Consider the following 19,122-nt stretch of genomic DNA (forward strand, 5'->3'; position numbering starts at 1 on the left):
TCAGCCATCGCTGGGAGCCCTCCTTCCTCGTGGCTAAAGGCAGCGGGGGAATCACCGCCCGTGGTCATGGAGGGCAGAGTGCCCCGGGATACCTGATTGAATCCCCCGTTCACGCCCCCCGGTGGTGCGGACTTGTCTCCGGGGCGTCGCAGGGCCGACAGTCAAGCCGCTTGTCGGCCGGGCCGCCGTCGTGGAAGCGGTTCTGCGGCGGCCTCTGCGCTACGCCCAGGGCGCGCTGATGGTCCTGCGTCAGGGCTTGTCTGCCGGGCCGGTCGGGCGATCCGCGGTGACCAGCCATGACGTGCTGCGCAGCCGGACGGTGCCGTCCGCTGTCTCGTGGGCGCGCAAGTGGTCCGTGAGCGTGTGGAGGGCGCGGGTCCGTACGGCCGCGGGGGCCTGCCCGGTCAGGTGGCGACCTGGACCCGTTCCGAGGATGAACTCCGCCGCGTCTGCGGCTCCGTGTCCCCACACCCCGTACACCTGGGTCTTGTTGAGGGTGATGCCCGTGAATCCGGCCGCGGTGAGGACATCGCGGATGCGGTCCGGCGGGGCCAGGGAGTACATGCCGGGCGCCCCCGGCCGCGCGAAGTCACCGACCGGAAGAAGGTCGCGCAGTGACGTCATCGCAGTCACCCAGTCGTTGAGCGCCGCATCGGCCGGGCAGACGAACGCCAGGCGTCCACCCGGGCGCAGTGCCCGGCCGACGTTGCTGAAGGCGGCTGCGGGGTCGGCGAAGAACATCACCCCGTAGCGGCTGATCGCCGCGTCGAAGGTGCCCGTTTCGAAAGGGTGCACCTGTGTGTCGCCTTGTGTGAAGGAGACATTGCCGATGCCTTCCCTCTCGGCGCGGGTTCGGGCCTCGGCCAGCAGGGGGCCGGACAGGTCGAGGCCCAGCGCGTGACCTTGGGGTGCCCGGAGCGCCGCGAGGCGTGTGGTCTGTCCCGAGCCGCAGCCGAGGTCGAGGGTCCGGTGGTGTCCGGTGATGCCGGCGGCGTTGAGGAGTGGCTCGTTGAAGCCGTCGGTCACGGCGTTCCAGCGATCCTGGTTGCGGACCCAGTGGGCTCCTTCGGCGCCGTTCCATGCGTGTGCCTGCTCGGTGTTGACGATGTTGGGCACAGGTGTCTCCTTTGGCGGACGGCCGCAGTATGGGCGTGCGCCCAAACACTATGGGCACGTGCCCAAACTGGCAATCCTCGCTACAATCCACACGGTCGCGCCTTGGGGAACGGCGGAATCGGAACGAAGGAGGAGTCCATGTCACCGCGCGGAGTAGCGACGCCGGACGTGCGCGAGCTCCTGTTCGCCGCCGCCGAGCACGTCGTGAGGAGAGACGGCCCCGGCGCACTCACCAGCAGATCCGTCACGGCCCAAGCGGGCTGCGCCAAAGGGCTGCTGCATACACACTTCGCGGGTCTCGACGAGTTCGTCGCCGAGCTCTGCCTCGACCGGTTCGCGCGGACAGCGGCGAAGGCCCAGGCCCTTTCAGGGCTCGCCGGGCAGGGTACGGTGCAGACAAACCTCACGGCCGTCGCCTTCGCGCTGCTCGACTCCGGCGGCCCCGCCATCGCGGGTCTGGCCATGACCCGCCCCGCCGCCGCACTGCGTATCCGCGATGCCCTGGAAGGCGGGGCACCCGGATTCACCGCGATCCAGGAAGCCATCACCGACTATCTGAAGGCCGAGCAGGAACTCGGCCGGGTGGCGAAGAGCATCGCCCCCGACACGCCGGCCCTCGCCATCGTCGGAACCGCCCACCACCTCCTGATGACCAGTCGACCCGACACGCCTGACCCGCGCCCCCCGATGGCGCGCCTTGTGGCCGCGTTGCTGGACGGCTAGTCAGAAACGGGGACGTGGCGAACGCGGGCTGCGAGACAGCTGCGCTCCTGTCCTGTCCACGAGATGTCGGGGCGCCGCGGAGAAGGGATGGGCTGGAGCGGCTCACCCCACACCGGCCGTCGGTGCCCTTCACCGTCCAGCGGTGAACCGGGCGCACTTCTCCAGCCGCTCATTCAGTTCCTGCCCCTTGAGCCCGTACTCCGGCTCCGCTCGCTCGCCGCTGCTTCCGTGGCGAACCGCGTCAGTCACCGCCCCAGCCGCGCTCCCGATCTCGCGGAGCACCACGAAAGGCGTCCTGATCCGGGGACGATCCTGGTGGGCCTGAGCCGAGACGCCGTGGCCACCGTAACGCGCTCGAACTGGCCAGGCGTCTGGAAGCCCCATCGGGGCGGGGCGTGGATATCCGCAGCGCCGGTTGCGATGTATCGCTCGCGATCCGCAGGTCTGTCGGCCTCTGCCCATGACGTGCACAATCGGCGGCATGACAAGCACCGCGGGCGCGCCCCCCACGCACAACACGCCTGCCGACCTCGCTCTGGGGTTCCTGACGGGCGGGGTGATCGGGGCGTCGCTGACCGCCTTCATCGGTGGCTGCGTCGTCGGGAGAGCGCCTCTGGTCCTCACCGGGCTGGTCCTGCCCGCGGTCTACGGGCTTGTCTTCTTCCTCGCCACACTGCCGCGCCGTGTCCGGGAGGCGGCCGTCGCGCCGCGCACGGCGCTCGCGGTGATCGAGAGTCGGGAGGCCGTCGGGGGTGAGACCAGCGACGTGCCGGTGCGGTTCGATCTGTCCGTCGTTCCGGAGGACGCGCCCGCTTTCCGTGTCGAGATACGGCAGGATGTCAACGTCGTCGAGCTGGCCGATTACCGGCCGCGTGCGGTCGTGGTGGTGGAGTATCCGCCGGACCGGCCGTGGAAGACAAGGATCGTGAAGCGCCCGACGCCGGAGTGGGAGGAGCGGGCGGCCGTGGCCCAGGTCGACTCGGTGCCCGGTCCGGCCATGAAGAGCGAGACCCCGGAAGGCTGTTCCAGCGGGCTCCTCAATCTCTTCGGGCTGCTGCTCGGCGCGGCCGCCGTACTTCTGCTGTTCCGTGCCGACCTGTTCGGCTCCCAGGGGGGCGACAGCGGAGCCCCCGAACCGTCCGTCTCCTCCTCGTCGTCCACCACCACCGTGACATCGTCCACCGTCACCGTGACCTCGGCGACAGGCACGGTCGCCCTCGGGCCTGGGAAGTCGATGCTCGATGAGGGTGAACTACGCGCTGCGGTCGAGTCGTTGACGCAGGTCGCAGGCAGGCGTCAGGTGCTTTCCGTCGTCGTGCGGGACCGCCTGCTGACGGTCGTCTTCTCCCTCACCGGCGGGAAGCGTGCCGGGTTCGACCCGAGGTCCCTGCCCTACGATCGCGTTCCCGGTCTGGTCGAGGAGGCCGGGACCACCGTCGGCGCCGAGTCCCCGCGGAGCTGGCAGCTCACCGCCGACGGCGTCACCGGCTCGCTCACGCTCATGGTTGTGGTCACCGACGGCGGGAGCACGGGAACACTGAGAGCGGACGGCCGGGGCAAAGTGTTGCGGAAAAGCGGCAGTTGACGGGATCGGCAGGAGGAGCGGCGCATGAGGTGGGACGAGTTCCTGGTGCTGTGGTGCGCGGTGTGGGGTGTGGTGGCGCTGACCGGGTACGGCATGTCGCTGGCCGGGGTGACCAAGGCGCAGCGGACGGTCCTGCTCACCGGGCGGATCGAACAGGTACGGGAGCCCCGGCACGGCGGGTCCCGGTCGGGCGGGATATGGGTGGTCGTCTCCTACCGCGACCCGGCCTCCGGTCAGAAGGTCACGGTGACGAACGACGGTGAGCGGGGCGAGACGATCACCTCTGCGTGGGAGGGCCGGGAGATCGGGGTCAGCCACCCACGAGGCAGACCGCACGCCTACCGGTTCTCCAGCACTCCGGAGGAGCCCAGTCGTGGGCTCGGCTGGCCGATTTTCGCGGTCTTCCTGGTCTACGTGGGGCTGGTGGTCCTCGCCGCGGTCGGCTGGGGGTGGCCGTGGGCGCTGATCGGCTCCGGCGGGCCGTTGGCTGTCGTCGCCGCCGTTCATCTGCCCGGGGCGGTACGCGCCAAGAACCGCCGCATCGAGAGACTGGCATCGATGGACACCGTGCGGGGACGGGTCGTCGCGGTTCTGAAGGACGTCAAAGCCAACCAGGACGACGGTGACACCTCGATCACCATCACCCCGGTCCTGTCGTTCACCACCCGTGAGGGCACGGACGTCACGGCCCACTGCGCGTCGAACATCCCGAACCCCGCCCGCGCGTACGGCCGTGACGTCACAGTCCACTACCCGTCCGCCGACCCGGCCGGTTTCACACTGGACCGCGCGGCCGAACACCGCTCGGCGGAACAGGGCGTGACACTCCACGTTCTGTTTGTCGTCGTACTCGCAGCGACAGCCGTGGCGGGAATGGCGATGCTCTGAGAGGCCTTCAGCCCTGCTTCAGCGGCATTCATGTCCGCTTCCAGCGAGTGACACCGGTCAAGCAGCCCCGAAACGCTGACGCCGGAGCCCCGATCCCGCCATAGGAACAACCACCCCCCTTGGAGCAGGCCCGGGGTATCGCGCTGCCAGGGCAGGACCGTGCAACACGCACGCTCGCCCGTACCTCCTCGCGCGCGTGGGCTTTCAGCAGCTCAGGGACGCAACATGCTTTGTCCGCTGCTGATCGGGGCGGGGCGGCTCACCGGGCTGCTGGGCGGGAAGCGGCTGGTGGGGGCCGCCGACGTCCTTTTCTCGGCGACCTTCCCCGTCGCCCAGCTTCTCGTCGGCGCCCTCACCGGCCTCGTCGCCGCCCGGACCGGCTACAGCGCCACCTTCTGGTGCGGCGCCGCGCTGTGCGCGCCCGCCTGCGCGCTGCTCCGGGCGCGCGGGCGAGCGAGGCGGGCGGCTACCAGGTGCCCCGGACTTCTTCGGGGCTGGAGCCGAAGACGATGTCGAGGACGCGGCTCATGCGTGGGTCGTAGATGTGGGCGTCCGGCTGGGCGACGCCCTCGGAACGGTCGTAACGCCAGCCGCTGTTGACACCCGCGAAGTGCCGGTGGTGGACCTTGTCGGTCTTCACGGTTCCCGAGCCTGCGACGCTGTGCACGCGCCACTGCGTGGTCATCTCGTCCACGACGCCCGGCAGGGCCGCCCACTTCACCGTCGTCGTGCCCTTGGAACGGTGGTGGTAGTCGGTGAAGCGGCGCTGCCGGTCGGACGGCATCGGGGTGCGCGTCGCCTTGGCCATCCAGTAGCCGGAGAACATCGCGACGCCGGTCTCCGACTCGGCGGCGTGATCGAAGACGGACCGGCCGTCATCGGCGAGCATCAGCTCGTCGATGTCCGCGCTGATCACACCGGCCGCCTCGGACAGATAGCGGAAGCGGCCGTGCTCCAGGAGCCCGTACTGGCAGTAGTCCGAGTCCCAGATCTTGTTGGGGCCGCCCTGCGGGCCGAAGGGGAAGGGCCAGTCCACGACGACGGCCGTGGTGATCCCGTCCACCTCCGCGATGGCGTCGGCGACGTCCTGCGGGGTGTAGCGCGTGGAATTGTTGTCGTAGAAGACGATTCCGGTCACCCCGTGCACGAGGTGGTAGTAGCGCAGGAAGTCCTGGATCCAGACGAGGTCGTTGTCCTTGGACTTCGTGATGATCGTGCGCTGCCCGGCGAAGAGGTCCGACTCGTTCGGCGCGATGTCCGCGCTGAACCTGTCGTTCCCCAGGCTGAAGGACAGCTCGCGGCCCGCGCCGGCCCCCGCGATCACCGAGCGCTGCGTGCGGCCCCAGTCACGGAGACCGAGGTCGCCCGTGACGTCGACGCCGTCGACGCGCCAGGCCCCGTTGCTGAGCGGCGCCTTGAGGTTGCTCACCGGCGGGCCGCTCAGCCACACGTCGTCGCCGTGCTGGAAGACGTCGTAGAAGAGGGTGCGGGCGTCGAACTGCTCAAGGTATTCGGGCTGCTGGTCCTCCGGCTTGCGCGGCGGCTCCCGGCGGAAGGAGGAGGAGAGGGGCAGCGTCACCGCGGACGGCCGGACAACCTTGATCACCTTGTCCTGCGGCTCCCCGCTCGCCCGCCGCAGGTCCAAGGCCCGGCGCGAGAGACGGACCGGTTCGAGGAATTCATCGAGAGTGAGGGAGCCGGAGCCGTGCGCGTGCCTGCGGCGGTCCGCCTCCAGCTCGGCCACGCGGCGGTCGAGGCGCGCGATCTCCGCCCGCAGGGCCTCCGCCGGTGCGTGGGTGTCCTCGACGGCTCCAGATGTCATTCTCGCTCCCGTTTCCGAGCGCCCTCCGGTGGGTCGGTCGCCGGGCCACAGCCGGCGGCGGTGCGCGCCGATGAGGACGACGGTTCGCAGTCAATGGAGTGACAAGCATACGGTAGTCCGTCGCGCCGCCACGCCATCGCGGTGCCGCTTCGCGCGAGCCCGAAGGGGTGCCTGGCAGTGGCCGGAGACCTGGCCGAGCGGTGACCCGGTCCCCGTCCCCGCAGGACGCAACGGTGCTGGTCAGCCCCTTCCGGCCCGGGTGGGCCCGGGTCGCTGCGCCGGCGACCGGCTGCGGAACCGTCCCGGCTGCTTCGCAGACGATTTCCAGCCGCACCGGTTGACCGTCCTGCCGGTCCAGCCGGTAGTCCAGCGCCGCCTGGCGCAACCCGGCCCGGTAGTCGTCGGGCCCGTCGTAGGCGGCAGGTTCAGCACGGACTTCGGTGCCGTCGCGCAGGTCCTCCCACGGGATACGGCCGAACAGTCGCGCGCCGCCTCGCGAACGCCGACCACCGAAATCGCGCCTCGACCGACTTTCACTGGCCACCGATGATGCCATGTGCCATCCGCACGGGACGCTGCGCGAAGCCGACGTGACCCGGGCCGTTGCCATCGGCCCTGCCCTGCTGTACGCAGCGGGCGGGTGCCGCCTACTCCGGTCCGGGGGTCAGCAGTCGGCGGATGCGTGCGTATTCGGCCGCCATCTCCGGTGTGGCGAGAAAGTCGTCGAGGGTGGCGGACACTTCATGGTCGATGTCTTCGATGGAACGGACGGCGAGTTCGTAGAGCTCGCTGCGCCGGTTCTGCTCCAGGTAGTTCTTCCAGTGCTCCAATGCGGTGACGGCGGTGAGGACTCCGGTGTCCAGACCGTCGTCGACCAGGATTCCGCCGTCGATCGCCGCGAGCAGGTCGTGCAGTTCGGCGGGGCCCATCATCAGGACGTTCGCGCACCCGGTGGTGAGGCCGTTCGGGCATCCTCGGTGAGTTCGTCCTCGGCGGCGGCGCGCAGCAGTTCCGGCCGGACCAGGCGGGTGACGGTCTGCTCCGCGAAGGCGCGGGCACTGTCCTCGGTGGCTTCGGTGACCAGCCGGAGAATGCTTGCCTCGACCTCGCTGTAGTTCACCACCGCAGCCTAGACCGATCCCGTTCCCTCATCGGTCCGACCTCAGTGGCTCCGCGCCGGACTCTGTCAACAGGTCCGCAGTTCGAGGGTGTCCTGGAGGCCTCCGCGGTTAGCGGGGCGGCCCGTACCTGAGGAGCCGTCGTCCCCGAGAGCACCGCCACCGCGCCGCTCGTGCCGGTGGAGCCGCAAGACATCGCCGGGGCCTGTGCGGTGCCACCGGGTCACGGATGCTCCCGGAGAAACCCCCTGCGACTTTTGGAGAGTGCGCCCGTGCTGAACCCCGAGGTGGAGATGCTGATCGAGTCGGACACCACGGCGTATGTGCTGTGGCGAGCCCTGGGCGAGGCGGTCGCCACCCACCCGCTCCCCCCACTGCCAGTGGGAGAGGACACCGCGGTCGCCTTCCTGTCCGTCCAGGACACCGGAGACGTCCTGCTCCGGACCCGGGTCCCGGTCCCTGGAACCGGCCGAGCGAAGCGCCAGCTCACGGATCAAGGGCGTTCACCGCGCCCCTGCTCCCACCTTTCGTGTTCGCCGCGTTCACCGCGGCAACGGGAGCCGTCTCGCCGCAGGCGACGGCAGCACGGGCTGGGGAGTCGACAAGTGTGCGGCCATCGCCGTGGCCCGTACGACGACCCCGGCCGCCGGGACCGTACGGGAGCGGCGGGTCAGGGGGCAACCGCGCAGGCGGTGACGGCCGCCTGGGTGGCGGCGGCAGCAGTAGTGGTGGCGGCGGCACTCGCGTCGGCGGAGGTGACTGCGGCGGCGGTCGCCTCGGTCGCGGTGGCGGCGGTCTCGGCGAGGACCGCGTACGGCTCCGCCGCGGCGATCGCGGCGGCGACGGCCTTGGCGGCAGCGGCGGCTGTCGCCGCGTCGGCCTTGGCCGCGTCGGCGGCGGCAGCGGCGTTGGCCGCCGAGGTGGCGGCAGCTGTGGTCGAAGCCGCGCAGGCGACGGGATCGGCCGCTGTACGACCGGCCGATGCGGCGGGCGCGTCGGCACCGGCCCACGCGATGGCACTGCCGCCGGCCAGAAGGGCGCCCGCGGTGAGGGACGTGACGGCGATGCGGTGCAGCTTCATGAGAGAACCCCTGTCGGGAGAAGGGTGAGCCCGGAGGATCCGGCACGACAGCCGGACCGCGATTCCACATGAGCGGGAACCGAAGCGGCTCACACCGGAAGACAAGCACCGAAATCACCCCGTGTCCCTTTGACGACCGGCCGCCCTCATACCCCGGCCCACCACACGACCGTGTCCCGTGCGGGCCGAAAGGCCTGGTCAGAGGAGAACCTGCGGACAGGGCCAGCCGTTCGGCCGCCCTCTCACCGGCCTACTCGGACCTCCCCGTACGGGTAGCGGCAGGGCGCCGACGCCAAGATTCCATCGGGGTCACCCGACAAACCGGCGACGGCCCACGTCACTCCTCGCCACCCCCGCGGCGCAGAAGTGGGGCCCCTCCCCCGGGCCCCCGTCCGCCCACCGCCCCCGTATGACCCACACGGACATCCCGCCGGGCGGGCGGACCGAGGCACCCGCGAGCAGCGTCACCGTGATCGTCGCGGATACGGCGCACCTCGGGATCGCCGTGGCGAAGGCGGACACGGGAGTGAGCAGCGGGTGCGGATTCTCGTTCCGGTGAGCACTGCCCGGTGAGTGGTCGTGCTGGTCCTGCGGTGCCCAGAACATGACTCGACGACTGAGGCGTCGCCCCCGCCCGACCTGGGGTCACCAGGCTGTCCTGGTGCACGCACCCGGTGGTCACGAGCGGCGACCGGGGTGCGCACGGCGACATCGGCGCCGTTGCCAGCCCGGCCGCGATGTGGAAGACCACATGTTCGGGACGGACCTCAAGGGGACGAGGCGCGGGTGTGTCCGGAGGCGAGGCGCACCCGCCGCGCGCACCGGCACCACGCGGTCGCCGTGCCACGCTCCTCTGCCGCTTCGTCAACTGGGCCGGGCCGCGTCGGGCGTCGGCACGGGTCGGCAGAACACGCCCGCACAGCTGTTGATCATTCAATATCTGACGTTGCCGCTGGGTTCATGTGTCATACACGCGAGGCCTTGACGCTTGTCCCGGCCCAGGTCGAATCGTGACCGGGTCATGGGTGCATGGCAGTTACTGGAGGTCATTGATGGTCAAGCGTCGCGAACTGCTCGGGATGGTCGGCGCGACCGTGGGAGCGGGAGTGCTGGCAATGGGCACGGCCGAGGCCGCCCCGCAGGATGCGCGGAAGCACCGCAGGCCGTCGCACCGAACGCTCAAGGTCATGCAGTTCAACATCTGGCTCGGCGGTAGCCGGGTGCCCGGCGGCCGGGCGGGGATCGCCGACACCATCGCCGCGGTCAAGCCGGACGTGGTGATGCTCAGCGAGTCGAACCCGGAGCGGGTGGCCCATCTCCTGGCCGATCTCGCCGAGCGCGGGCTGACCTACTTCGACAACGAGAACCCAGCCGATCCCGCGGTGATCTCGCGCTACCCGATCATCGAGCACGCGTCGTTCCCGTACTGGTCGAAGGCGGTCGTCTCGGTCCACGGCACCGAGGTCGCGGCCTACTCCGGGCACCTGGAGTACCGCTATTACGTCAACTACCTGCCGCGCGGGTACGGCGGTGGCACGCCCACGCCCCTGGAGACCTCCGAGTACGGCTGGGACGAGATCCCGACCGGTCCGGTCACCGATGCCGGCCTGATCACACGGCTCAACGCGGCCTCGGGACGTACGAAGGTGACGAGGACGGTACTCGCGGACGCCGCGAAGGAGCGGGCCAAGGGGCGGCTCACGCTGCTGGCCGGTGACTTCAACGAGCCCTCCCACCGGGACTGGAACCACCGGACCCGGAACTTGTTCGACCACAACGGCGCCGTCGTCAAGTGGTCGACAACGCAGGCGATCGAGGACGCCGGATTCCGCGACAGCTATCGCGTGATCCACCCGGACCCCGTCCGCAGGCCGGGCTTCACCTGGCCGAGCGACAACCCGGGCGCCGACGTCGGCCAGCTCACCTGGGCGCCGAAGGCCGACGAGCGGGACCGGATCGACTTCGTCTTCTACCACCCGGACCGGCGGATCCGGCTGCTCGACAGCGTGATCGTCGGGCCGTCCAGCACCATCGTCCGCAACGAACGGGTGCCGGAGTCGGGCAGGGACAGGTTCTGGGAGCCCACCTGGACCTGGCCGACCGACCACAAGGCCGTACTCAGCACCTTCCGGATAGCCACACGCTGAGCAGGTTCGTGCCCCGGTCGGCTGTTCTCCCCTCGGCGGCCGCCGACCGGTGAAAGGCTGAGATGTTGTTTCAGGTCCTGACAGAGCGGGAGGAACAGAGCAGCGTCGCGACCCCCCTTCTTCGGGCCGGGCTGGGTGCCTGGCGCGGAATACCTGACCGTCGCTATCCATACGCCCGCAGCCGTCGGCAGACGACCCGTCATGGTCTGCGTGCACGGCGGTGGCTTCGTCACAGGCTCGAACCGCGCGGCGCTCTACGACGGCAGCGCGTTCGCCCGCGACAGCGTCGTCCTGGTGACGGTGAACTACCGGCTCGGCATCCCCGGGTTCCTCGACCTGGCGGGTGCTCCACCGAACCGCGGGCCGCTCGACCTGCTCGCCGCGCTCGCTTGGGTACGCGACACCATCGCGGCCTTCGGCGGCGATCCGGGCACCTCTATCTCGCACCGCGGGGCGAGCTGGAGTCCACCACGCAGGCCGACCTGGTCGCTTTCGCCACCCGGGCGTGCGCGGACCCGCGGACGGTCCTCGCCGCACTCCGCGCGGCACGGCCGGACGCGACACCGGGCTCGCTGCGCTCCGCCGTGCTCGGGCAGGTCCTGTTCGAAGCCGGTACGACGCGCATGGCGCGGGCCCACGCACGGATCTCGGGCGGCCGCACGCGCCTCTACTCGTTCGGGTACCGCTCGACGGCCCTGGACGGGCGGCTCGGCGCCGCCCACACCGTCGAACTGCCCTTCGTGTTCGACGTCGCCGATGAACCCCGGCTGCACGGGGACGCCGACCTGCTCGGCCCCGCCCCCGCCCCCGCCAGGCCGGCGGCCCGAGTGCACGGCGCCTGGGTCGCGTTCGCCCGCACCGGCAACCCGGGCTGGGCTCCTTTCGACCCACGGCGACCCACGGCGAAGATCCTGGGCGAAGAGGACCCCGGCTGACCGGGCGTTTGTCGACGCGAGGTGAGAACGACCGGGGTCGGAGGCCCAGAAAGTGTTGGTGAGAAGCAGGAGCGGCCGGGGGGTTCGCGTCGGCTCGGCGGCGGTCTGCGTCGGCCGGTGGTCAGGGCAGCCCGATCGGTGCGGACTTCAGCGGGCGACCGTTCACCTCGCCGCAGCCCTCTTCGTCCCACCACACCCCACCTTGCGTGGTGAGGTAGGGGTGCAGTCCGCGGACGCCCCCGCCTTCATGGAGTGCTTGCGCGACCGCGTGGAGAAGGCTCGCCAGATCGGGCCAGGAATCGGTGAAGTCACCGCCACCGCCGTGGCCCGCCCAGCCGAGACGCCCCGTGTCAGGGCCAGGACGCCGGTCGATGACCTGCGCCACGCCGTCGGCGCTCTCGGCCCAGGGGACCCAGAGGCGGTGCCACCAAGGCTCCTCTTCCCAGGGGCGGGGAGTCAGGCCCTCGTTGTCCGCCGCGATGTCCACGCAGGTCTGCCAGCGGTCCACGATGCCGCTCACCGTGAGCGGGGACTGCTCCGGCAGGAAGGTCGTCCAGGCGCTCACGCCGTTGTGGCATCGCAGGGATGCGGCGAGGTCATCGGGCAGCCGGGCGCCGAGGATCTGTTCCGCGTGTCGGATCTCGTCCGGTGTCGCCGCCGCATTGAGGAGTGCGGAATCGGCGGCCGCGTGCGTGGCCAGCCAGGCGTCGATCAGGCGCCAGGACTCCGACGGGGGCAAGGTCTGCTGTGCCATGGAGACATCCTGCCCCACCCGTCCGACACGGCGGATCGAGGCCCTGCCGACCGGTGAAGCGAGGCCGGTCGGCGGCCCGCCCTCCGGCTCGGACGCGAGTGGTCGCGTGGTCGAGTGGTGGCCAGGCGGTAGGCGTCGGCGTCGGTGCCGATGCCGATGCCGATGCCGGTGGCCGGTGGCCGGTGGCCGGTGGCCGGTGGCCGGTGGCCGGTGGCGATGATGTTGCCGCCGGAGGTGAGGCGGCCGACGACGGCCGCGCAGATGTGTCACTCAGTACCTCGGTCACATCGAGACCGGCCGCCGCCGCTTCGACGCCTGTGCGGGGGGGGGTGCTCACACGGGCCGGTAGTGCTCGCCGAAGAGTCGTGCGACGAGTCCACCTCGGCTGGAGACATCTGCCTTGACGAAGACGGCCTTGAGATGGTCGCGCACGGTGTGCGGGGAGATGAACAGTGTGGCGGCGATCTCGGTGGTGGGCAGCCCGCGCGTGATGAGCTGGGTGATCTCCAGCTCCCGCGGCGTCAGGCCGTACGCCTCGGCGATGAGGACCGCATGGTCGGTGGCGGCCGCCGGCTCGATGACGAGTGCCACGGGACCGGGTTGCCCAGCGGGACCGCTGAGACAGGAGGCGTGGCAGGTCAACCAACGGCCGTCAACGGTTCGGATGCGTGTCCTCGCGCCGCCTGCCCGGTCGCGGCCCAGGGCGATCGCCCGGGCCTGCAACGCCGTGGCGACCACCCAGATCGGCAGCATCAGGCCCAACCGCGAGGGGATGGAAGGACCTTCAGGGAGTTGAGCGAGGTGCTGCCGCGCCTCGTCGTTGATCGACGTCGGCTCGCCGGAAGGGTCGAGGAGCACCAGTCCGGGCGCTGGTGCGTCGGTTCCGTGGCCGGACGCGGACGGGCGGGCGAACCGGCGCACCCGCGACGCCAGCGGACCGGACAGACCGGCCAGCAGCGTGATCTCGGCCGGGCCGAACGGGGCGCCACCGCGCATACGGAACAGGCTCACCACGCCCCATGGCCGGTCGCCGACCCGCAGCACGGCCCGTAGCTCGTCGTCCACGCCCTGGCTTCCGAGCAACCGGCGGAAGCGCGCGCTGCGCGCGGGCAGGTCGCCGGTGGCCGCGCGCAGACCGGCCGCCGGGACGGCGGCGCGGGCGAGGTCCCGGAACGGGAGGACGTTCTCCTCCAGGAGTTCGCTTTCCCAGTACTGGGCGCAGCCCTCGCCGGAGCCGAGGTTCTCCACCAGCATCGGCGCGGTGATGAGACCTGTCTCCGGGTCGGTGGCCGCCCATACGGCTGAGTCGAACGGAATAAGCCGTCGCAGCTTGGCGGACGTCCGGCTGAAGAGTTCACGTGTGTCAGTGACCCGATCGGCACTCGACAGCACCTTGGCGTGACCTGACAGCGCGTCGATGTGGCGGCGCGCGTCGGACATGGAGATCCCTCCCGTGGTGTGGATGCGGGCCAGCCTGCCCGCCTTCCTGTCCCGCGCCAACCCCCTGTTCGAGGGGGTTGTTCCCGGCTGGTCACCCCTCGCGGGGGATGGGGCTCCGCCCTGGGGGCGGCGAGTCTCGATCAGGCCGCGGCTCATTCCGGCGGCGGCACGGAACGTGAAGGGACGAACGATGAGCATGGACATCGCAATCGTCGGAGCGGGTGCCGCCGCGGTCGGTCTGCTGGACAGCCTGGCGGCCACCGCCGACAGCCCTGGGGCCATCACGGTGTTCGAGCCGTCCCCGCATCTGTGGCGAGGCCGCCCGTACGGCCCTGACCTGGACACGGTGCTGGTCAACGCACCACCGGCCATCATGTCGATCCGCCACCTGGACTTCGGGCACTACGCGGCCTGGCTGGGCACGCGCGGCCGGGCTCACCTCGACGAACGGATGGACCGGCCGCTGGTTCCGCGCGCGCTCTACGGCGAGTACCTGGCACACACCGCGGAGACGTCGCTGGCCACCCTGCGCGAACTCGGCTGGCGGGTGCGGGTCGTCACCGCCCGCGTCATCGAGGCGGCCCGGTCCGGGGCCGGCTGGTCGCTCCGCACCGATGACGGACATGGGCACGAGGCCGACCATGTGGCCTTGTGCGTGGGCGGGGGGACGCCGCAGGACCACTACGGTCTCGGCGGCGCCTCCGGTTTCGTGCACGATCCGTACCCGCTGGCACGCACACTCGACCGGATCGCGGCCGGCAGCGACATCGCGGTCATCGGGAGCGGTCTGACCGCGGTCGACGTCGTCGTGTCGCTCGCCGCGTACGGGCACACCGGGCCGATCACGCTGCTGTCCCGCAGCGGTGTACTGCCCCACGTCTGGCAGCGCCCGGTCGAGCACCGGCCGCAGCATATGACCGCCGAGCGGGTGGGGGTGCTGCACCGGCAGCACGGTGCCGTGACCCTTGACGACCTCATCGGGCTCCTGCGAGCCGAACTGGCCGAGACGGGAGAGGACTTCGAAGCGTTCGTGGCCGAACTGCTGGCGACCACAACCGAGGATCCGGTCCAGCGCCTGCGGGCGCAACTGGACGCTGTCGACGACTCCAGGATCGGCCGCCGGGTCCTTCAGGAGACCGCGCACAGCGTTGGCCCGTACGTGTGGCGGCTGCTGCCCGAGCCCGACCGTGACCGGCTGCGGCGCCACTTCCGCACGGCGACGAGCGTGGCCTCACCGATGGTCCCGGTGAACGCCGTCACCATGATGCGGCTGTTGGACTCCGGGCAACTCGCCGTCGTCGCGGGCGTCCGCAAGATCGAGGTGTCGGACGGGGCGTTCCGGGTGCACAGCGACGACGGCGCACGCACCTTCGACGCCGTCATCAACGCCGTGAACCCGCCACCGCGGGCGATACCTCGGGGGGCCGGGCATTTGGTCACGGCCCTGTTGGCCGACGGTTCCGCCGAACTGGATCCGGCCGGTGGGCTGGTTCCGGGTGACCCGCGCCTGCACGTGGTGGGAGACCTCGCCGGGGGCGGTCCGTTCATCACGTCAAGCATTGCGGGCACAGCGGCCCGAGCGGCACGCGCCGCGCAGACCATCGTCGCGGCCGGCGATGGACCTCCCTGACCGGGGCCGGGGCGGGGAGGCCCGGCCGGAGGAGGCCCGGCGCCGGTCGTCAGCCGCCCGCGGCCGTCACCGCGTGGTCGAGCACGGCGGTCAGCACGGGCGGACTTGGCGGTGTAGCCGCCGTATCCGTGGAGGTCGGCGGCGAGCCGTGCCGCGCCGACCACCGCGAGCACCCTGGCCCTCCGGCCGGGCGGCGGGCGGGCCGGCCAGGCGTGGACGCATGGGCTGATGTCCGTGTCGATCCCCCGCGGGTGGGACAGCTCTTTGAGCCGAAGTGCTCCTCGCCGGGCCGCTGTTGCCCTCACCCTGGCAGTCCGCAGGGATTCAAACACTGACTTCACTGGCTTGTTTGTCAGCGGGAGAGGAATTCACCCGCCTATGGGCTCGTCTCGTCGCGTTGGATGGCTTCCACTACCGGTGCGAGGAAGGGGAGTTCTCGGCATGGCGGATTGGGTGAAGGTCGCGGGCAGTCTCACGGCCATCTCGGCGGGATCCAGGACGACGGTGTGGGGTGTGAACGCGGCGAGCGCGATCTACCGGTACACCAACTACGACGGCAGCCCCTGGATCAACGTCCCCGGGGCGTTGAGCGATATCGGTGCCGCGTCGGACGGCACCACGTGGGGTGTCAACGCGGGCAACCAGATCTACCGGTACACCGGAGACCAGTCCACGACGAACTGGGTGGGCATCAGCGGGAGTCTGGTCCGCATCGACGCGGGCTCCCGGACGAACGTGTGGGGCGTGGACTCCGCCGGCAGCATCTACCGGTACACCAACAACGACGCCAACCCGTGGATCAAGATCCCGGGAGCACTGAGTGACATCGGCGCGGGCGCCGACGGCACGGTGTGGGGCGTGAACGGCGGGAACCAGGTCTTCCGGTACACCGGGGACCAGGACAGCGCGAATCCGTGGAAGAACGTCAACGGCAGTCTCAAGCGGATCGCGGTGGGTTCCCGGACCAACGTGTGGGGCGTCGACCCCGGCGGCAGCATCTACCGGTACACCAACAACGACGCCAGCGGCGGCAACCCGTGGGTCAAGATCCCCGGCACCGCCATCGACATCGCCGCCGGCGCCGACGGCACCGCGTGGCACATCAACACCGGCGGCGACATCTACCGCTACACCGGCGACCAGCCCAGCTGACCCCCGGCCCGCTGTCCGAGCGGGCCGTGGCCGGTCAGGCCAGGGCCCGCTCGGCACGTAGTCGTGCAAGCCGCAACCACGGGGAGGCGTTTCAGCGCTCCGCGCGGATGGCCCGCGAGACTTCATATCAGCCGCCCGCCCGATCTGCTCCGTGGCGAGCCGGACTGCGCGTTCACCGGGGTGCGGACATTTCCCGCAGCCCCGATCGGCAGTGGGTCGTCGGCCGGACACGCTGGCCGTGTGGCGTCATGACCTGGGTGGCACCGTGTGCCATTCCTTCAGCGGAGCTCCTTCCGCATCACGCGTTCCCTGGTCACCCCGTCGGGTAGCACCTCACCGGACTCTGTCGTGACGGCGAAGCCGTTGCGTTTATACAGGGCGAGCGCGGCCTCGTTGCCGGGGAGCACCGCGAGCTTCAGCATCACGGCGCCCGACCGCCGGGCCCACGTCTCGACCGCCTCGATCAGGCCGTCTCCGACACCACGGCCCCGCGCTCCGGGGCTGACCCAAACGGACCTCAGCTCGCAGCCACCGCCGTCCTCCGGTAGACCGGTAGCCATCCCTACGGGTCGGCCGTCCAGCAACGCAACGATGTTGCAGGATGCGCGCAACGCGAAGCGCGCCCGCCACAACTCTTCGCCGCCGTTGCGCCAGTCCGAAAGCCGGGACTTGAACGCGTGCGGCGCCTCCGTCAGAGCTGCCAGCCGGGCATCCCGCCACAGCGGCCAGTCATCCTCCGTGAGAACCCTCAACCGCACCATGCCGAGCAGTGTCCCGGAAGGCCGCTCAGCAGTCCAAGTCCGCGTCACCGCTTCCCCGGGCCCTGCCGTGCCACTGCGAGGAGAGGGCTCGCCAGGAGGAGGGACGATGAACCCTTCGCCGCCTGTGGTCAGGAGGTGGGCGTGTCCCCTTGAGCGCGGTGTGCTTCTGGCCGGTGGAGCTCTCAGGCGAAGCGGATCTCGATGTGCTGGGCCTCGCGGGGATCGTCCATGAAGATCCGGACGCGGGTGCGTCCCCCTGGCACGGGGATTGTGTGGATGAAGTCGTCGCCCACGAGGTCGGCGATCACCACTGCATGGTGCGGTGTGTCCATGTGTCCGTCGAAGACGGGGATTCCCCGGTTCGCGTCGCCTTCTCCGAGCACCGAGATCGTCACCGGTGAGATGTCGGGGTGGACGACCGCTGCGACCACACATTGGTCGTCCGCGACCACCGGTGACCGCAGTGGGTCGATCTGCGGGATGTTCCCGCTGGAGCCGACGGGCTCGATACGGACCACGCCCCAGGGGACGCCCTCGACGAAGTTCCTCATACCGTCCGTCCTGGAAGCTCTTGGGAGACCTTGGAGGACACCGCCGATCAGACCGTGATCGGCAGGCCCGGCTCCCGCGTGGGCACGGTGCACGTCACGCCGTACGGAAACGTCTCGCCCAGTGTGCCTGCGGAACCCACCGGGCGGATCGTGGCGTCCAGTCAGATCGTCCTGTTCGGTATCGCCGGAACGGCCAGAAACGACGCACTCGTTCGGCGCGGGACACACGGGCGGACACGGGACGGGCGATGCGGTTCCGGTCACCGGCCTCGGACGTGCACTCGTACCGCACGTCCTCTCGTGGGCGGCGATCGGTCGACCGCCAGGAGGGCGGGCCCCGGCGCCCACGTACCGTGGAGTCCGGCGCGCCGTACGGCTCGCCGGACTCCGGTGGTCCGGGTCTCACCCGCAACCGGAGCTGATCTCCCGGAAGTTGGTGTAGTGGTCGGCCGTGTACCAGACGGTGCGGGTGCCGGGGTCGCGGACGACGCGTTCGGCGTCGCGGCGCTGGCCCGGGGGGCGGGGGTTGACGTCGTACTCGCGGTAGCTCCCGCTGAGAGGCAGGTCGCCGGAGCGGTTGCGGTAGACGTTACTGCCGCGGATGACGAGGCGGGTGTTCACGACCGGGTAGTCGGTGCCCCGGGCCGCCTGCGGCCACTCCAATTCCTTCCAGATCCCGCACGCCTCCTTGACCTGTCGGGGGAAGGCTTCGACCGGCAGCGGGGGATCGAGGATGTCGGCCGGGCGCACCGACGAGTGAGCAGCGGCTTGTACGGGTGCGGCCGACGAGGCAGCGGGAACATCGAGGGCGGCCACGAGCAGTGCGGCCACGACGGTATGGCGAAACGCCCGGAAAGAAATCATGTCCTGTCCAACTGCACTCCGGACACCGGCGACACGGCAGGCACCGGGTGGATCTTCACCGGATTCAAAGCCCCGGGACCTCCGGGACCGGGCAGACCGGGCCGGCTTCGGTGAGGCGCCCGTGACCGGGTCTGCTCCGGGCGGCAGCCCCCGGCGCATCTACGCCGTCTCCCCCCGAACGGCCCGGGCGTCGGGTTGGCTAGTCTGCTGCGGTGACGGACAGCGAGCTGGTGATCGACCTCCGCGGACAGCCGATCGAGACGCTTGAGGATTTCTGGGACGCGGTCGCCGGGCCGTGCGGCCTGCCCGTCTGGTTCGGCCGGAACCTCGATGCGTGGGCCGACACCATCGACACCCGGGGCATCTCGGATGTCATCGACCGTCACGACCTACTGACCGTCCACGTCGAGCAGCGGGGCTTCTTCACCGGGCAGCACCCCGACGCCCTCTCTCTGGCCGATGTCTTCGACGGACAGCGCAACCGCCTCGTCGTCCACCCGCCGGCCTGAGCCCCGCCACGGGAGACGCGCCCGGTTCACCACCGGTCACAGGCAA

The 19,122-nt window shown here is 70.6% G+C and carries 19 protein-coding genes and 1 pseudogene; 10 read left to right on the forward strand and 10 right to left on the reverse strand.

The features are described from left to right. Window positions 1–249: 249 nt before the first annotated feature. Window positions 250–1,116, reverse strand: a complete 867-nt coding sequence (locus tag AB852_RS14510) for a class I SAM-dependent methyltransferase (protein WP_073788100.1) — start codon at window positions 1,114–1,116, stop codon at window positions 250–252. Window positions 1,117–1,254: 138 nt separating this feature from the next. On the opposite strand from AB852_RS14510, the gene AB852_RS14515 reads away from it, so the two are divergent. From AB852_RS14515 to AB852_RS14525, 3 genes are all read left to right on the forward strand, one after another. Continuing rightward, the gene (locus AB852_RS14515; RefSeq protein WP_073788103.1) at window positions 1,255–1,839 is read left to right on the forward strand and encodes a TetR/AcrR family transcriptional regulator; all 585 of its coding nucleotides are present in this window, start codon (window positions 1,255–1,257) and stop codon (window positions 1,837–1,839) included. A 481-nt stretch (window positions 1,840–2,320) separates the two neighbouring features. Continuing rightward, window positions 2,321–3,424: a hypothetical protein gene (locus AB852_RS14520; protein ID WP_073788105.1), complete on the forward strand. Its 1,104-nt coding sequence runs from the start codon at window positions 2,321–2,323 to the stop codon at window positions 3,422–3,424. A gap of 24 nt (window positions 3,425–3,448) precedes the next feature. Further along, window positions 3,449–4,312 (forward strand): DUF3592 domain-containing protein, encoded by an 864-nt coding sequence (locus tag AB852_RS14525; protein WP_073788107.1) that lies wholly within the window; start codon window positions 3,449–3,451, stop codon window positions 4,310–4,312. 466 nt (window positions 4,313–4,778) lie between these two features. On the opposite strand, the gene AB852_RS14530 is transcribed toward AB852_RS14525, so the two are convergent. The 4 genes from AB852_RS14530 to AB852_RS14540 form a co-directional block, all read right to left on the reverse strand. After that, window positions 4,779–6,134, reverse strand: coding sequence for a glycosyltransferase family protein (locus AB852_RS14530; RefSeq protein WP_073788109.1), 1,356 nt, complete (start codon window positions 6,132–6,134; stop codon window positions 4,779–4,781). Window positions 6,135–6,781: 647 nt separating this feature from the next. Further along, entirely contained in the window at window positions 6,782–7,063 is a 282-nt protein-coding gene (locus AB852_RS40220; protein ID WP_218623258.1) for a hypothetical protein, read from the reverse strand. Between the two features lie 2 nt (window positions 7,064–7,065). Next, the gene (locus AB852_RS40225) at window positions 7,066–7,254 is read right to left on the reverse strand and encodes a hypothetical protein (RefSeq protein WP_218623259.1); all 189 of its coding nucleotides are present in this window, start codon (window positions 7,252–7,254) and stop codon (window positions 7,066–7,068) included. A 668-nt stretch (window positions 7,255–7,922) separates the two neighbouring features. Continuing rightward, window positions 7,923–8,333, reverse strand: a complete 411-nt coding sequence (locus AB852_RS14540) for a hypothetical protein (protein ID WP_073788111.1) — start codon at window positions 8,331–8,333, stop codon at window positions 7,923–7,925. Between the two features lie 409 nt (window positions 8,334–8,742). On the opposite strand from AB852_RS14540, the gene AB852_RS39755 reads away from it, so the two are divergent. The 4 genes and pseudogenes from AB852_RS39755 (at window position 8,743) to AB852_RS14555 (ending at window position 11,415) form a co-directional block, all read left to right on the forward strand. Beyond that, complete coding sequence (locus tag AB852_RS39755) at window positions 8,743–8,892, forward strand: hypothetical protein (protein WP_178391019.1); 150 nt, start codon at window positions 8,743–8,745, stop codon at window positions 8,890–8,892. A 493-nt stretch (window positions 8,893–9,385) separates the two neighbouring features. After that, a complete protein-coding gene (locus AB852_RS14550) occupies window positions 9,386–10,480 on the forward strand; it encodes an endonuclease/exonuclease/phosphatase family protein (protein WP_245876776.1) in 1,095 nt (364 codons plus the stop codon). 114 nt (window positions 10,481–10,594) lie between these two features. Then, a pseudogene (locus AB852_RS41635) lies at window positions 10,595–10,909 on the forward strand (carboxylesterase family protein); the annotation flags it as partial. Beyond that, entirely contained in the window at window positions 10,870–11,415 is a 546-nt protein-coding gene (locus AB852_RS14555; protein WP_425444170.1) for a carboxylesterase/lipase family protein, read from the forward strand. The pseudogene AB852_RS41635 and the gene AB852_RS14555, both read left to right, overlap by 40 nt. Window positions 11,416–11,536: 121 nt before the next feature. Here the strand turns inward: AB852_RS14555 and AB852_RS14560 are convergent, their stop codons facing one another. Further along, on the reverse strand, window positions 11,537–12,169 hold the full coding sequence (locus AB852_RS14560) for an SMI1/KNR4 family protein (RefSeq protein WP_073788115.1): 633 nt from the start codon (window positions 12,167–12,169) through the stop codon (window positions 11,537–11,539). 333 nt (window positions 12,170–12,502) lie between these two features. Beyond that, entirely contained in the window at window positions 12,503–13,609 is a 1,107-nt protein-coding gene (locus tag AB852_RS14565) for a helix-turn-helix domain-containing protein (protein WP_073788117.1), read from the reverse strand. Between the two features lie 196 nt (window positions 13,610–13,805). Here AB852_RS14565 and AB852_RS14570 point away from each other — a divergent pair, with 196 nt between their 5' ends. Beyond that, window positions 13,806–15,239, forward strand: a complete 1,434-nt coding sequence (locus tag AB852_RS14570; protein ID WP_073788119.1) for an FAD/NAD(P)-binding protein — start codon at window positions 13,806–13,808, stop codon at window positions 15,237–15,239. Window positions 15,240–15,680: 441 nt separating this feature from the next. Then, window positions 15,681–16,391, forward strand: a complete 711-nt coding sequence (locus AB852_RS14575; protein ID WP_073788121.1) for a tectonin domain-containing protein — start codon at window positions 15,681–15,683, stop codon at window positions 16,389–16,391. 278 nt (window positions 16,392–16,669) lie between these two features. Here AB852_RS14575 and AB852_RS14580 read toward each other — a convergent pair whose 3' ends face one another. The 3 genes from AB852_RS14580 to AB852_RS14590 all read right to left on the reverse strand — a co-directional run bounded on the left by AB852_RS14580 (window position 16,670) and on the right by AB852_RS14590 (window position 18,534). Then, the gene (locus tag AB852_RS14580; RefSeq protein ID WP_073788122.1) at window positions 16,670–17,152 is read right to left on the reverse strand and encodes a GNAT family N-acetyltransferase; all 483 of its coding nucleotides are present in this window, start codon (window positions 17,150–17,152) and stop codon (window positions 16,670–16,672) included. 182 nt (window positions 17,153–17,334) lie between these two features. After that, the gene (locus AB852_RS14585; protein WP_073788123.1) at window positions 17,335–17,703 is read right to left on the reverse strand and encodes a hypothetical protein; all 369 of its coding nucleotides are present in this window, start codon (window positions 17,701–17,703) and stop codon (window positions 17,335–17,337) included. 402 nt (window positions 17,704–18,105) lie between these two features. After that, window positions 18,106–18,534: a ribonuclease domain-containing protein gene (locus tag AB852_RS14590; protein ID WP_245876777.1), complete on the reverse strand. Its 429-nt coding sequence runs from the start codon at window positions 18,532–18,534 to the stop codon at window positions 18,106–18,108. A 245-nt stretch (window positions 18,535–18,779) separates the two neighbouring features. On the opposite strand from AB852_RS14590, the gene AB852_RS14595 reads away from it, so the two are divergent. After that, window positions 18,780–19,076, forward strand: coding sequence for a barstar family protein (locus AB852_RS14595; protein ID WP_073788125.1), 297 nt, complete (start codon window positions 18,780–18,782; stop codon window positions 19,074–19,076). Window positions 19,077–19,122 lie beyond the last annotated feature (46 nt).

It is taken from the genome of Streptomyces uncialis (genome assembly GCF_001905345.1).
In the GTDB taxonomy this organism is placed as follows: domain Bacteria; phylum Actinomycetota; class Actinomycetes; order Streptomycetales; family Streptomycetaceae; genus Streptomyces; species Streptomyces uncialis.